Genomic DNA, 15,102 nt, shown 5'->3' with positions numbered 1-15,102 from the left:
CTCCCTGAGTATCGACTGTCGCCTGCCACGCATCACGGGTAGAGACCGCGGGAGACGTGGGCCTCGGCGACGCGCTTGACGGCCATTGTCGTCGCGGCGGTGCGCAGCGAGAGTCCGTGCTCCCTGGAGAAGTCTGTGACCTCGTTCCAGGCCTTGTCCATCCTGGTGCGCAGGCGCTCATTGACCTCCTTCTCGGTCCACCAGTAGGACTGGTTGGCCTGTACCCACTCGAAGTAGGACACGATGACGCCACCGGCGTTGGCGAGGATATCCGGTACGACCAGGATCCCCTTGTCGGCCAGGATCGCGTCGGCCGTGGGTGTCGTCGGGCCGTTGGCGCCCTCAACGACCAGCTTGGCGTCGATCAATGGCGCGGTCTGCTCGGTGATGACCCCTTCGACCGCTGCAGGAACAACGACGTCGCAGGCGACGGCGAACAGCTCGCTCGCAGGGATCGGGTCCGCGCCGGGGAACCCGTCGACGGTGCCGGTCTCATCCACGAAGGCCTCGAGTGCGGGGATGTCGATGCCCTTGTCGTTGCGAATCGTGCTGTAGACGTCCGCCACGGCCAGAACCTTCACGCCCGCCTCGTGGAGGAAGCGGGCAGCGCCGCGACCGACTTTGCCGAAGCCCTGAACGATCGCGGTGGCCTGCGAGGGGGTCAGGCCGATGCTCTCCATCGCGTTGAGGACGGAGTAGACGACGCCGCGGGAGGTGGCGGCGGCCCGCCCCTGTGACCCGCCGAGGTTGACCGGCTTGCCCGTGACGGTTCCCAGAACCGTGTGCCCGGTGGCCACCGAGTAGGTGTCCATCATCCAGGCCATGGTCTGCTCGTCGGTCCCCATATCGGGAGCCGGGATGTCCTTGTCGGGGCCGATCAGGGGGATCAGCTCCGAGGTGTAGCGGCGGGTCAGTCGCTCGAGCTCTCGTTCCGAGTGGGCCCGGGGGTCCACCTGGACCCCTCCCTTCGCGCCGCCGTAGGGCAGATCGAGAAGAGAGCACTTCCATGTCATCCACATGGCCAGCGCTCGGACCTCGTCGAGGTCCACGTTGGGGGAGTAACGGATCCCTCCCTTCGCGGGGCCGCGAGAGATGTTGTGCTGGACGCGGTGGCCGATATGCAGCTCCATCGTGCCGTCGTCGCGTCGCAGTGGGATGGCGACCGTCACCTCTTTACGGGCGGTCTCAAGCATGCGGCGCATTCCGTCGTCGAAGCCGAGGAACTGGATCGCTTCGGCGAGCTGCGCCCGTGCATCGGTGAGGGGGTGAGGGGTCGAGGGCATGGAGCTACCTCCTGGGTCGGTCGGGTGGATCAGCGTGATCCGGGGCCGGTGCGGCCTTAAGACGTGGGTGGAAGAGGGGATCAGGGCTGGTCTCGGAGCGCCTGCTCGAGGATCTCCATGCCTTCGGCGAACAGCTCGTCCGGCATGGTCACCGGTGGCAGGAGGCGGATGACATTGCCGTAGGTGCCGCAGGTGAGCAGGATCAGACCGCGTGAGCGCGCGGCCTGCGCGACGGCGGCGGTCAGTGCGGCATCGGGCTTCTGCGAGTCGGGGTCGACGAGCTCGAGAGCCATCATGGCGCCCTTGCCCCGGACCTCGCCGATGCGGGGGTCCTTCGCCTTCCACTGCTCCATCAGGCGGATGCCGGTCTCGCCGATCGTGCGGGCCCGTCCCAGGAGATCGTGCTCCTCGATCATGTCCAGGGTCGCCAGGGCGGCGGCACAGGCCAGGGGGTTACCGCAGTAGGTGCCGCCAAGGGCGCCCGGTTCGGCGGAGTCCATGATCTCGGCCGAACCGGTGACCGCCGACAAGGGGGTGCCTCCGGCCAGGCCCTTGGCGGTCGTCACCAGGTCGGGAACGACTCCCTCGTGGTCGCAGGCGAACCACGCCCCGGTGCGAGCGATTCCCGACTGGATCTCATCGGCGATGAAGACCGCGCCGTTGTCATGGCACCAGCGCTGGAGCGCGGTGAGGAAGCCGGGCGCCGGCACGATGAACCCGCCTTCGCCCTGAATGGGCTCGATGATGACGGCGGCGACGGAGGATGCCCCCACCTGCTTCTCGATCTGGCTGATCGTGCGCTCGGCGGCGGCCTCGCCGTCCAGTCCGTCGCGGTACGGGTAGGAGCCGGAGACCCGGTAGAGCTCAGGGGAGAAGGGGCCGAAGCCGCCCTTGTAGGGGGCGACCTTGGCCGTCAGTCCCATGGTCAGGGAGGTGCGTCCGTGGAAGGCGTGGTCGAAGCAGACCACTGCCTGGCGGCCGGTGTGCCTGCGTGCGAGCTTGATGGCGTTCTCGACGGCCTCCGCCCCGGAGTTGAACAGCGCGGTCTTCTTCGGGAAGCTGCCCGGGGTCAGGGCGTTCAGGCGTTCGGCGACCTCGACGTATCCGGCGTACCTCGTGACGGCGAAGGAGGTGTGCGTCAGGTTCTCGGCCTGCTCCTGGATTGCAGCGACGACGGGCGCCGCCGCACCGCCCACGGTTGTCACCGCGATGCCGGATCCGAAGTCGATGAGACGGTTGCCGTCCACGTCCTCCAGGACGCCTCGGTCCGTACGCCGTGCGAATGTCGGCATGGCGGCGGTCAGGGCGCGTGGGAGTGCGGTACCTGCGCGTTCGTCGAGGGCGCGGGCCTCGGGACCGGGCAGAGGAGTGGCGAGATGAATGGTCTGGGGCAGCGTTGCCATATGGACCTCACAGTGTGTCGTGACGGGCGGAGATCTGCAGCGGAACAGGGCGCTCCGGGTTGTCGTAGAAACGTGCTCGGCTATGAGTTCCGTCTCAGGTTATGCCCGCCTCTAGGTCTGAGCACCTAAGCCCAATGCACAAAATCTCGCGAATCCTGTGCGTGATGCATAGAACAGTGTTTGAATCCAGGCATGGTGTTGGTGTCGGATCTCATCGATGGAGCGGACCTGGGAGTTCGCGCGGTGCTTCTGCCCGCACCGCACGCCGCGGTCACCTGGGTCGTCGCGACTGAGCTCCTCCAACCGGCCTCCTACCTCGAGGGCGGCGAGCTCGTTCTCACCACGGGTCTCGTCATGGCCGATGCGGAGGCGGCCACGTGGCGGGAGTACGTGGCATCACTGGTCGAGGCGGGAGTCGCGGCTCTCGGACTGGGGACCGGCATCGCCTTCGACACCGTGCCCGAGGACCTGCGCGAGGCCTGCCGGATCGGGCGTCTCAATCTCATCGAGGTCCCCCTCGAGGTCTCCTTCGCCTCCATCAGCCGCGAGGTCGGGGCCATGCTTCAGGCCACCGAGCCTGAGATCGGTGCCGAGGGGGCGGGAAACGAGGAGACCCTGGTCCTGCAACAGCTGACGCGTGCAGCCGCCAAGGACAACCAGAGCGCGATCATGCGCGCTCTGGCCTCAATCCTCCGGGGCGAGGTGTCCCTGCGGGATGCCACGGGACGCACCGTGGTCGGTCCCTTCGGGCCGGAGGCGACGGGAATCGACGACGAGGTCGCCGAGTGCATCGACAGGATCCGTCCGGGAGGGATGCGAGGAGCCGGGGCGGTCGGCCTCGGCGACATGCGGCTGGTCGTCCGCCCGGTCGGCATCACCGGCGAGCCCGAGCGCTACCTGGCGACCGTTCAGCGCGAGACGCTCACGCGCGCTCAGACCCTGGGGGTCGATCTCGCCTGGTCGTTTCTGAATCTCATCGCCGAGTCCTCCAAGGCCTTCACCGGATGGCTCCTCCAGCTCGTGGGGGCCTCCACCCGGCATCTCCTGGCGGGTGACATCGCGCAGGGGCTGGCGCTGGCGGACCAGGTTCAGGAGCTCGTCCTCACACGCCTGCCGTCTCCGGAGCGGCGATCGGTGCCCGCTACCGGTGGTGGTCATCAGTGGCGGGTTGTCTGCCTCGAGGGTGGCAGTGCTGACGTTGCCGGGCTCTCCACAGTGCTGGCCCGCCTGCTCGTCGAGAGTCGGGGGGCTCCGGTGGGGGAGCGGCTTCTGTGGCGCACGGACCGGGGCGGGACCCGCCTGATGATCCTCGGCGAGGTCGAGCGCGTTCCCTCCCTTCTTGAGGACGGCAGTGTCACGCCCTGGACGGAGCGGATGCGGATCGGCGTCAGCGGTCCTGTCGGCGTCACTGATCTGCCGCGGGGCGCACAGCAGGCGCTGTCCGTCTGCACCGGAACTCGGCAGCTCGGACAGGCGGTGCGCTGGGAGACCTCGGGACTGCCGTCGGTCACGGACCTCCTGGACGAGGAGCGGGCCCAAGCCTTCGCCCGCGCTCGCCTCGGGGGCGTCGCCGATCAGCCCGAGCTGCTCGAGCTGTTGAGGATCTACCTCAGCGAGGCCGGGGCGGTGCAGCGCATCGCCGAGCGTCTGGGGGTGCATCGAAACTCCGTCCCCGCACGTCTTGTGCGCCTGAGGAGGGCACTCGGCGTCGACATCGAGGATGCCGAGCAGCGGGCGAATTTGTGGTTTGCGTTACATTTTTGGGCGGAGTGACGGTTTGTCATCTCGCACAAGGGTGACTTTTCCGCGTTTTGATGCGATTCCTTGAAGTGTGGAACGTGATGTTCGACATACCTGGTGGTGTGTGTTTACTATTACGCCGTCACCTAGGACCTTAGCCCGCGTTGTTGTCACAGGACTTGTGGCGCGTCGGGCGCTAGCGGCGATGTGGCCTGCGCCGGTCCTGCGTGAGCTTGGGCAGTAGAGGCCCGAGTCGTCTCATTTCTTTCGACTCTCGAAACTTCTCACCTCGACACCGACGTCCCGCCGAAGCCAAGAAACAGAGTGATTCACATGAGCCTTCCTCTCCTCCAGAACTTTATCGACGGAAAATTTATTCCGGCAGCCACCGATGCCACGTTCGACGTCGTGGATCCTCGAACGGAACAGGTCGTAGCGCAGTGCCCGGTCTCGGGTTCCGCCGATGTCGACGCCGCCTACGACGCCGCCCTCAAGGCATTCGAGAGCTGGCGGCTGACAACGCCGGCGGAACGGCAGATGCTCCTGCTCCGGCTCGCCGACGCCCTGGAGGCCAACGCCGACCGTCTCGTCGAGGCTCAGCGCCGCAACACCGGTCAGCTCGCCGAGATGATCCGGGCGGAGGAAGTCGTGACAGGGGCCTCTCAGCTGCGGTTCTTCGCCGGGGCCGCCCGTCTCCAGTCGGGTGTCGCCTCGGGGGAGTACGCCGAGGGTCTGAACTCGCAGATTCGCCGCGAGCCCATCGGCGTCGTCGGGCAGATCGTCCCGTGGAACTACCCCTTCATGATGCTCATCTGGAAGGTCGGGCCCGCTCTGGCCGCAGGCAACACGGTGGTGCTCAAGCCGAGTGCCAACACGCCCGAGAGCGCCATCGTCTTCGCTGAGATCGCCAGTGAGATCCTCCCGCCAGGGGTCTTCAACCTGGTGCTCGGCACCGGGGAGACCGGGCGGCTCATGAGCTCCCACCCGGTGCCCGGGCTGGTCGCGCTCACCGGTTCGGTGCGCGCGGGCTCGGATCTCGCCGAACAGGCGGCCGGCAACGTGACCCGCGTCCATCTCGAGCTGGGAGGCAAGGCCCCCGCCGTCGTCTTCGCCGATGCCGACATCGAGGCTGCCGCCGAGGGCATCGCCGCCGCAGGGATATTCAACTCCGGGCAGGACTGCACCGCCGCCACCCGCGTCCTGGTCGAGGCCTCGGTGGCCAAGGAGTTCACCGAAGCGTTGGTGCGTCACGTCGAGTCCCTGCGCACCGGTCCGATCCCCGAGGAGGAGGCTTTTTATGGTCCCCTCAACAATGCTCGCCACTTCGACTCCGTGCAGAAGATCGTTGAGGAGCGGCCCGCGCACTCCCACCTGCTGACCGGCGGCCACCGCGTCGGCGAGAGCGGCTACTACTACGCGCCCACCGTCATCTCAGGGCTCAAGCAGGACGACGCGCTCGTGCAGCAGGAGATCTTCGGGCCGGTCCTGACCGTTCAGGAGTTCTCCTCCGACGACGACGCCCTGGCCCTGGCCAACGGCGTGGACTACGCCCTGTCCTCGTCCATCTGGACGACCGACCACCAGCGTGTCCTGCGATTCAGCAGGGACCTGGACTTCGGCTGCGTGTGGGTGAACTGCCACATCCCCCTCGTCGCGGAGATGCCGCACGGCGGCTTCAAACGGTCCGGCTACGGCAAGGACCTCTCCGTCTACGGCGTGGAGGACTACACACGTATCAAGCACGTCATGAGTGCCCTGTGACGCCCCGGAAGCGAACAGGAGGTCACCCCCATGCGCATTCTGACGGCCTTCACCAATTCGCTCGGTGGTCGAGACTCCTACCACCTAGGGGTGTCTCTCGCTGAAGCGTTCTCGTGCCCACTCGATCTCGTCACCGTCGTCAAGGGCGGCGGGGGACGCTACGTCCTTGACGTCACCGATCACGCCTTCCAGGACGTCGTCGCCACGCAGGTCGACGACTGGATGTCGGAGATCATGGAGGAGCATCGGCCTCGTGTGCCGGTGAGCAAGTACCTGCGGTACAGCCTCTCCTTCCCCGAGGGCATCATCGCCTCGGCCGAGGAGCTCAAGGCCGACCTGCTCGTAGCCGGCGGAGGCCGTCACGGGGTCCTGGGGCGGGTGTCCCTCGGCTCCGTGGGGCAGACGCTGCTCAACTCCTCGACTGTTCCTGTCGCTCTGTCCCCGCGCGGCATGAGGCACGCCCCTCTCGACGGGCTCTCACGCATCACGGTCATGCTGGGCGAGTCCGGTAGGTGGAGGGGAGTGCTCAGTAAGGCCAGGACCTTCGCAGACAGAGCCGGTGTCCCGTTGCGTCTCGTCACGGTGGCCACCGGGGACTCACAGGACACCGCGGAGATCGAGAAGCGGACCGAGGCCCTGCTCGCCGAGGTGCGCCTGGATCTCACCGGACTGGATGATCAGCGTGTCCAGATCGTTCACGCCCACTCCATGAGCGCCGCCGTGCTGGCCATGGAGTGGAGCAGGAATGAGCTGGCCTTCCTGGGGTCGGCGCGCCTGGCCCAGAGCGGGCGCCTGTTCCTGGGGCCGGACGCCAACAAGATCCTGCGGGTCCTGCCGGTGCCGCTCGTCGCCGTCCCGGCTGATCCGGCCGACGTCGGAGGTGGAACATGAGCGCCGCGACCACCAGCTCTGGAGGCGGGCTGTCGAAGAAGGGACTGGCTGAGGGCTCTGTCGGCCTGCTCGGCGCCATCATCATCGGCGTGTCCTGCATCGCGCCTCCGTACACCCTCACCGGCGCACTGGGGCCGACCGCCTCAGAAGTGGGCGAACAGGTGCCGGCGATCTTCCTCGTCGGGTTCATCCCGATGCTCCTGGTCGCCTTCGGATACCGAGAGCTCAATGCGGCGATGCCCGACTCGGGCACCTCCTTCACCTGGGGGACCCGCGCCTTCGGTCCGTGGATCGGGTGGATGAACGGATGGGGGCTGATCGTGGCCACCGTCGTCGTCCTGTCGAACCTCGCGGCCATCGCGGTCGACTTCTTCTACCTGTTGCTCGCACAGGTGACTCGCCGGCCCGCCATTGCGGATCTCTCCGACAACGTATGGGTCAACACCCTCACCTGCCTGGTCTTCATCACGCTGGCGACCTGGATCGCGTATCGCGACATGCAGACCACCCAGAAGCTCCAGTACTGGTTGGTGGGGTTTCAGCTGACGGTGTTCCTCGGCTTCGGCGCGGTGGCGATTTACCGCTACTTCACCGGCACCGCTGTCAATCCGACGCCCTTGAAGCTCGAATGGTTCAATCCCTTCGCCGTCGACTCGCTGGGGACCTTTGTGGCGGGCGTCTCCCTGTCCCTGTTCATCTACTGGGGCTGGGACGTGTCGCTGACGGTCAATGAGGAGGCCGACGACGCCAGCTCCACCCCGGGGCGCGCCGCCGTGCTCACCGTCATGACCATCGTCTCGGTGTACATGTTCGTCACGATCGGATCCATGATGTTCGCCGGTCTGGGGAAGGACGGGATAGGGCTGGGCAATCCTGCGATCCAGGACAATGTCTTCTTCGCCTTGGCCAGGCCGGTTCTGGGGCCGTTCGCGATCCTCCTGTCGACGGCGGTGCTGGTCTCGTCGGCGGCGTCCTTGCAGTCCACCTTCGTCTCTCCCGCCCGCACCCTCCTGTCGATGGGGTATTACGGAGCAATGCCGGAGAAGCTCGGTGAGATCTCTCCGCGCTTCCTGACTCCCGGGCGCGCAACAGTCGTCTCGGCGATCGCCGCCTCGACCTTTTACACGCTGCTGCGCTTCGTATCCACCTCCGTCCTGTGGGACACGGTTCAGACCCTGGGGGCGATGATCGCCTTTTACTACGGGCTCACCGCCTTCGCCGCGGTGTGGTACTTCCGAGGACAGTGGTTCCGCTCGGTGAGGAACTTCTTCTTCATGCTGGTCTCGCCGGGGCTGGGGGGGCTCATCCTCTTCTCGCTCCTCGGCCTGACCTTGAAGGACTCCCTCGACCCGGAGTATGGGTCGGGATCGCAGGTCTTCGGCGTCGGTCTCGTCTTCGTCCTCACCCTCGCCCTCATTCTCCTGGGCGTGGTGCTGATGCTCGTACAGTACGTCCGAGCACCGGCCTTCTTCCGCGGGGAGGTGATCGCACGATCCGACGCTGTCACCGAGGAGTTGAAGGTGGCAACTGTCTTAGAGGAGGACGATGGTGAAGCCTCCCAGCTCCGTGCTGCGTCATAGATGCAGTGAACCGGAGCGAACACACACATGAAAACAGCTCACTCCGCGCCAGGCCGGCGGAAGGAGCTGAGAGGAATCACATTGTCATCGTATCGACGGCCACAGCTGATCGATGCGCCGGTAATCAAACGCACGATATGTGGACGCCAGGCCGGACCACGAAGGAGTGACCAATGAGCATCAACATGGAGCGAGTCGCTGAGCTGACGGAGATCGAGTCCAGGCGCCTCAATGAACGGACCAAGGGGTCCGGCGACATGTACAACCGCGCGAGAAACAGCCTTTCCGGCGGTGTCGCCTCCTCGTACCAGCTGCGCGAGCCCTGGCCCATTTACCTTGAACGGGGGCAGGGGCCGAAGGTCTGGGATGTTGACGGCAACGAGATGTGGGACTTCCACAACGGCTTCGGATCGATGCTTCAGGGGCATGCCCACCCGGTGATCGGAGAAGCCATTCAGGAGCGGTACGGCAAGGGCACCCACTTCGCCGCCCCGACCGAGGACGCCCTGGCGGTGGCAGAGAACCTCTCGAGCAGGTGGGGGCTGCCGAAGTGGCGCTACACGAACTCGGGCTCGGAGTCCACGATGGACGCGATCCGTATTGCACGCGCCTACACCGGTCGCGACACGGTCATGAAGATCTTCGGCTCCTACCACGGGCACCACGACACCGTCATGGTCTCGATCGGCGTCGAGTACGACAAGATCGGTGACCGTGACAACCTGGCCTCGCTGCCCTACGGAGGCGGCATTCCCGACGCCACCGTCCAGATGACGGTGCCGGTTCCCTTCAACGATGCCGAGGCCATGGAGCGCCGCATCATCCGGCTGACCGATGAGGGGCGTAAGCCCGCCTGCGTCATCATGGAGCCGGCCATGATGAACCTGGGCGTCGTGCTGCCGGAACCGGGATATCTGGAGCAGGTCCGCGAGATCACCCGGCGACACGGCGTCGTCCTGATCTTCGATGAGGTCAAGACCGGCCTGTGCATCGGTCCGGGCGGCGCCACCCAGCGCTTCGGAGTGACTCCCGACCTGGTGACCATGGCCAAGGCCCTGGGTGGCGGTCTGCCCTCGGGCGCCATCGGAGGCACCGAGGAAGTCATGTCCGTGGTGGAGGACCACACCGTCTTCCAGGTCGGCACCTACAACGGCAACCCCCTGGTGATGGCCGCAGTGCGGGCCAACCTCGAGAAGGTCCTCAACCCGGAGGCATACGCCCACCTCGATCACCTCAATGAGCGCATTCTCGCGGGCTGCACAGAGGTCATCGAGCGCTACAACCTTCCGGGCTACGCGGTGGGCGTCGGCGGCAAGGGGTGCGTCACCTTCTCCCCCAAGAAGGTCGTCGACTACGAGTCCTTCAAGGAGCACCAGAACGCGGAGCTGTCCGAGCTCGCGTGGCTGTTCAACATGAACCGGGGGATCTTCATGACTCCGGGCCGCGAGGAGGAGTGGACCCTGTCAGTGACCCACACGGACGAGGCGATCGACGCCTACGTCAGCTGCTTCGAGGAGCTTGCCGAGGCGATCACTTCCAAGTGACGTCAGCACTCTCTGATCTCATGGGGGCCACCGAAGACGTCGGTGGCCCCCATGAATCGTGTCCTACCCGCGGTGGCGCTCGGTGGCACTCAGTGGCGTTTCCAGGCGCGGATCCTCGTGCGGAAGGAGGTGAAGGGCGCCACCGTGTTGATATGCACCCACGTGGCCACCGGCCAGGCCGATGGCGTCGAGGAGGCCCACGCCCGCTGCCCGGAAGTGAAGAGCTCCTCCCGGCTCAGCGATGCCACGAGGGCGACGTCGTCGTCGCCCCGGTTCCGAAAGGCCTCCTGAAGCCGGGGCAGGGAGGCGTCACGCCACTGCTCGTAGAAGGCGCTGTAGAGATCGTCGAGTCGGTTCCACCGGTACCCGGGAGCGGGCGTGACCACCTCGCGTCCGGCCTGCTCATCGCGCTCCCAGCCCAGCAGCAGGTCCATCCACCCCAGCTGGTAGGCGAGCATCTGCGCCGGCGTGCGGTCCACCCCGTCCTTGAGCGTGTGGAGTTCGGAGGCGGGGACGTCGTCGAACTCGGCGATGAACAGCTCAGCGCGCTTGCGGATCTCCGCGATGAGCTCCTCACCGGAGGCGTAGTCCTTCACGGCGGTCTCCTTCTTCGTCCTCGCTGGCCCGCCGGTGGCAGTCGGAGGCGTGCGATCGTAGGTTAACCCTCGCGGTCGTGCCCTGAACCTGCTGTGTTGTCTCATGGCTTCTGAGAGTTTCGGATGTCATGACATCTCACGACACCGGTTAGGTGCGTCTGCTAGATGGGAGAGCTGTTGCTTCGGCCTGCCGGAGGGGGCTGGCCCGGTCACTGTGGTGGCTGCCGGCATCGTCTGGATGCACTGCACGAGAGTGGGGTGCTATTGGACGAGGGTTGGGTGCACTTTGGGTAGGTGGGGCTTTCGTGCAGTACGCACAACCCTTGGCCAGTGGAGCCCGACCCTCGTGGAGCAGGCCGACTCGGGGCGAGACTCAAAGTGGGGCCGGTGTCGAACCCTGACCACCGGGCCCCAGCTCAGATGGCGGGCAGGGAACGGCGGGGGCAGACCTGTGACGGAGACTCCGGGCTGCGCCGCAAGAACCCCGGACTCGCTCCTGCGCGGCCCGGTGTCCACAGTGCTGACATCAACGAGCCCGGCGCCAGTGCGCCCAGTGGGGATCGTTGGAATCCTGCGGTTCTTCCTCGGTGCCCAACGCCGATGCGGGGTTGATGTCAGCACCATGGACACCAGCGACCTGCTAGGACCCGCCAGTGCCTGCCAGACTTCTTCCCTCCGCGCATCGTCACCTCCAGGACCACCAGCCTGCCCAAGGCTCCCGCCCGAGCGAGTGCCTCAGACGTCATGACACCCACCTGTCTCAGAAGTGAGGAGACGGCACAGGGTCCTCAACCTACGAACTCGCGGCGCCCCAGCCGCGCCTAGTCCTGCACCGTGACCCCGACGTCGGCCATCTTCCGCTCCGTCCACGGGGCGACGATGAACAGGACGATCGCTACGGCGACCGTCACGACACCCAGGCCGTAGTAGTAGGTGGAGTTCGCGACGTGCTCCGTCCTGGAGATGATGAAACCGGCCAGGCCCTGGCCGGTGGCCGTCGTCAGCAGCCACAGGCTCATCGTCTGGGAGGCGAAGTTCTTGGGCGCCAGTGCCGACGTCGTGGACAGGCCCACCGGGGACAGGAAGAGCTCGGCGACGGTCTGGATGATGAAGACCACGGCCAGGAACCACCATGGGGACAGGTCCTTCCCTCCCGGCCAGATCTGGAAGCCGTACCCCAGAATGAAGGCCGATACCCCGATGATGAGCACCGAGATCGCGAACTTCATGATGGTGGAGGGGAATTTGCCCGCCCGCCGGGTGAAGAGCCAGCCGATGAATGGCGCCAGGATGACGATCGTGGCCGGGTTGATGGACTGGTAGGTCTCGGGGGTGATGGCCCAGCCGACCAACGGGATATGGCCGTCGGTGTTGTCCTTGGCGAAGGTGGCCATCTTGCCGGCCGCCTGCTCGGAGATCATGAAGAACAGGACCGCGCCGATCCACAGGGGGATGTAGGCGCGCAGGTGGGTGCGCTCACGGGCCGTGACCCTGGGGGAGCGGAACATGAGGACGAAGTACCCCAGGGCGGCGCCGGCCGGGATGATGAGCATCGTCGTGGAGATGGCGTCGAGCAGGCTGCCGGACAGGATGCTGAGGGCCGCGACGAGTGCGGCCGCGGCCGCCACGGTCAGTACCGAAGCGAGCACGAACCGCCGGCGCTCCTGGGGCCGGATGGGGTTGGGGACGGTGAACGCGAAGGCCGAGAGCTTGTGACGGCCGTAGACGAAGGCGATCAGGGCCACCCCCATGCCGACGGCGGCCGAGAAGAAGCCGGCGTGGTAGCCGTAGTGCTCGCGAAGCCAGCCGGTCACCAGGGGAGAGGCGAGTGAGCCGACGTTGACCGACATGTAGAACAGCTGGAAGCCCGCGTCGCGCCGCGGGTCATCGTCGTCGTAGAGACCCCCGACGATCGTGGACAGGTTCGGTTTGATGAATCCCGTACCCACGGCCACCAGCACGATCCCCGTCCAGGAGAAGGCGGATGAGGGGATGGACAGGCAGATGTGCCCGGCCATGATGACCAGGCCGCCGTAGAGGGTAGACAGCCACGGTCCGATGATGCGGTCGGCGAAGATGCCCCCGGGGATGGCCAGCAGGTAGACGGCCGCACTGTAGGAGGCCAGGATGACCTGCCCGGAGTTGGCGCTCAGGCCCAGGCCGCCGCCGGCCACGGTGTCGGTGATGAAGTACAGCAGGATGGCGCGCATGCCGTAGTAGGAGAAGCGTTCCCACATCTCCACGTTGAGCATCCAGGGCAGGCCCCGGGGGTGGCCGAACAGCCCCCGGTCCTCCTTCGACGGCGTCGTGCGCAGGGTGGCGGGTCGCCACCGACTGGCGATCATCCGACCAGTATCGAGATCGTCCTCGACGGGAGTCGGGGTCGTTGACATGAGACTCTCCCTTCCTGTGGTCGGGTGAGACGTGCCGCCGGACCGTCAGTGTCCGGCGCGAACCACAGGTACCCATGCACCCTACTCCGACCATGCGGTTATTTTGGGAGAACGTGAGAACAGCTGGGCGAAGCAGCCAATGAGGTCGGTGAGGCCGGGATGAGGCTAGTCGACGCAAAGGTACGTTCTCGAGCGGCCCCCTCCGCGCCCCACCGCCCGGTGGGGACGGCTTGCTGAGTCAGTCGCCCGTGGCCGTCTCGACGTCGGCCATCTGCCGCTGGGTCCACGGGGCGACGGCGAACAGCACCAGGGCCATGAGCAGTGTGGCCGCGCCCAGGCCGTAGTAGTAGGTGGCGTCGGAGGCGTTCTCGGTCTGGGCGATGACGAATCCGGCGACGCCCTGCCCGGTGGCGACGCTGAGCCACCACAGTCCCATCGCCTGGGAGGCGAAGCTCTTGGGGGCCAGGGCGGTCGTCGTGGCCAGGCCGACCGGGGTCAGGAAGAGCTCGGCGACGGTCTGGATGACGTAGACCAGCACCAGGAACCACCAGGGGGACAGGTCCTTCCCGCCCGGCCAGATCTGGAAGCCGTAACCCAGCATGAGTGCCGAGAGCCCCACGATGAGCACCGCGATGACGAACTTCATGATGGTGGAGGGGAACCTGCCCGCCCGCCGGGTGAAGAGCATGCCGATCAGCGGAGCCAGCAGCACGATCGCTGCGGGGTTGACCGACTGATAGGCCTCCGCGGTGGTCGACCAGCCGAGGAAGGGCAGCCGCAGGTCGGTGTTGGACTCGGCGAAGGTGGCCATCTTGCCGGCGGCCTGCTCGGTGATCATGAAGAACAGGACCGCGCCGATCCACAGGGGGATGTAGGCGCGCAGGTGGGTGCGCTCGGGGACGGTGACCTTCGGCGAGCGGAACATGACCACGAAGTAGGCCACGGCCGTACCGACCGGGACGAGGAGTCCCGCCGTGGCGACGGTGGTCACCAGGTTGACGGTGAGCACCTGAAGGACGGCGACGACGACGCCGATGATGATCAGGACCCCGAGGGATCCCAGAAGCAGCCGCCGGCGCTCCTGGGGGCGGATGGGGTTGGGGACGGTGAAGGCGAAGGCCGAGAGCTTGTGGCGGCCGTAGATGAAGGCGCCCAGGGCGAAGGCCATGCCGACGGCGGCCGAGGAGAATCCGGCGTGGTAGCCGTAGTGCTCGCGAAGCCAGCCGGTCAGCAGGGGCGAGGCGAAGGCGCCGACATTGATGGACATGTAGAACAGCTGGAAGCCCGCGTCGCGCCGGATGTCATCATCGTCGTAGAGGCCGCCGACGATGGTCGTCAGGTTCGGCTTGATGAAGCCGGTTCCCACGGCGACCAGCACGATCCCCGTCCAGGACGTGACTGTGGTGGGGATGGTCAGGCAGATGTGCCCGGCCATGATGACCAGGCCGCCGTAGAGGGTGGACAGCCACGGGCCGATGACGCGGTCGGCGAAGATACCGCCCGGGATGGCCAGGAAGTAGACGGCCATCCCGTAGAGCGCGATGACGACCTGTCCGCTGGTGTCGCTCAGGCCCAGGCCCCCGCGGGCCACGGTGTCGGTGATGAAGTAGAGCAGGATGGCGCGCATGCCGTAGTAGGAGAAGCGCTCCCACATCTCCACGTTGAGCATCCAGGGAAGCCCCCGGGGGTGGCCGAACAGTCCCCGGTCCTCCCGCGATGGCGTCGTGCGCAGGCTGCGGGGCCTCCACCGGCTGGAGATGAGGCGGCCGGATTCGGCGAGATTGTCCTCAGGGGCGTCGACCGTCGTCGCGGTGCCTGATACCGGGCCTGACTCGGACTGTGCCATGGCGCTGTCCCTTCCTCCGGCGGTGGCCTCTCGGGGCTGACCGCAGGGGTAATCCAGGGCGACGG

10 protein-coding genes are annotated in these 15,102 nt (G+C 66.5%); 5 read left to right on the top strand and 5 right to left on the bottom strand.

Going from position 1 to position 15,102, the window contains the following annotated elements:
* Window positions 1-32 precede the first annotated feature (32 nt).
* Complete coding sequence (locus RIV12_RS09200) at window positions 33-1,283, bottom strand: Glu/Leu/Phe/Val family dehydrogenase (RefSeq protein WP_309323327.1); 1,251 nt, start codon at window positions 1,281-1,283, stop codon at window positions 33-35.
* Between the two features lie 80 nt (window positions 1,284-1,363).
* Window positions 1,364-2,686 (bottom strand): 4-aminobutyrate--2-oxoglutarate transaminase, encoded by a 1,323-nt coding sequence (gabT, locus tag RIV12_RS09195; protein ID WP_309323325.1) that lies wholly within the window; start codon window positions 2,684-2,686, stop codon window positions 1,364-1,366.
* A 192-nt stretch (window positions 2,687-2,878) separates the two neighbouring features.
* On the opposite strand from gabT, the gene RIV12_RS09190 reads away from it, so the two are divergent.
* The 5 genes from RIV12_RS09190 to RIV12_RS09170 all read left to right on the top strand — a co-directional run bounded on the left by RIV12_RS09190 (window position 2,879) and on the right by RIV12_RS09170 (window position 10,202).
* On the top strand, window positions 2,879-4,459 hold the full coding sequence (locus RIV12_RS09190; protein WP_309323323.1) for a PucR family transcriptional regulator: 1,581 nt from the start codon (window positions 2,879-2,881) through the stop codon (window positions 4,457-4,459).
* Between the two features lie 300 nt (window positions 4,460-4,759).
* Entirely contained in the window at window positions 4,760-6,187 is a 1,428-nt protein-coding gene (locus RIV12_RS09185) for an aminobutyraldehyde dehydrogenase (RefSeq protein ID WP_309323321.1), read from the top strand.
* A 30-nt stretch (window positions 6,188-6,217) separates the two neighbouring features.
* Complete coding sequence (locus RIV12_RS09180) at window positions 6,218-7,078, top strand: universal stress protein (RefSeq protein ID WP_065361869.1); 861 nt, start codon at window positions 6,218-6,220, stop codon at window positions 7,076-7,078.
* On the top strand, window positions 7,075-8,658 hold the full coding sequence (locus tag RIV12_RS09175) for an APC family permease (RefSeq protein WP_309323319.1): 1,584 nt from the start codon (window positions 7,075-7,077) through the stop codon (window positions 8,656-8,658). The genes RIV12_RS09180 and RIV12_RS09175 overlap by 4 nt, the downstream gene beginning before the upstream one ends.
* A gap of 173 nt (window positions 8,659-8,831) precedes the next feature.
* Entirely contained in the window at window positions 8,832-10,202 is a 1,371-nt protein-coding gene (locus RIV12_RS09170) for an aspartate aminotransferase family protein (RefSeq protein ID WP_309323317.1), read from the top strand.
* An 89-nt stretch (window positions 10,203-10,291) separates the two neighbouring features.
* Here the strand turns inward: RIV12_RS09170 and RIV12_RS09165 are convergent, their stop codons facing one another.
* From RIV12_RS09165 to RIV12_RS09155, 3 genes are all read right to left on the bottom strand, one after another.
* A complete protein-coding gene (locus tag RIV12_RS09165) occupies window positions 10,292-10,798 on the bottom strand; it encodes a ClbS/DfsB family four-helix bundle protein (RefSeq protein ID WP_309323315.1) in 507 nt (168 codons plus the stop codon).
* Between the two features lie 821 nt (window positions 10,799-11,619).
* Window positions 11,620-13,191, bottom strand: a complete 1,572-nt coding sequence (locus RIV12_RS09160) for a peptide MFS transporter (RefSeq protein ID WP_309323313.1) — start codon at window positions 13,189-13,191, stop codon at window positions 11,620-11,622.
* A gap of 238 nt (window positions 13,192-13,429) precedes the next feature.
* Window positions 13,430-15,037, bottom strand: coding sequence for a peptide MFS transporter (locus RIV12_RS09155; protein WP_309323312.1), 1,608 nt, complete (start codon window positions 15,035-15,037; stop codon window positions 13,430-13,432).
* Between the last annotated feature and the right edge of the window lie 65 nt (window positions 15,038-15,102).

The sequence above is a fragment of the Actinomyces stomatis genome (assembly GCF_031292835.1).
Classification (GTDB): Bacteria; Actinomycetota; Actinomycetes; order Actinomycetales; family Actinomycetaceae; genus Actinomyces; species Actinomyces stomatis.
This window is presented reverse-complemented; position numbering and strand designations above follow the sequence as displayed.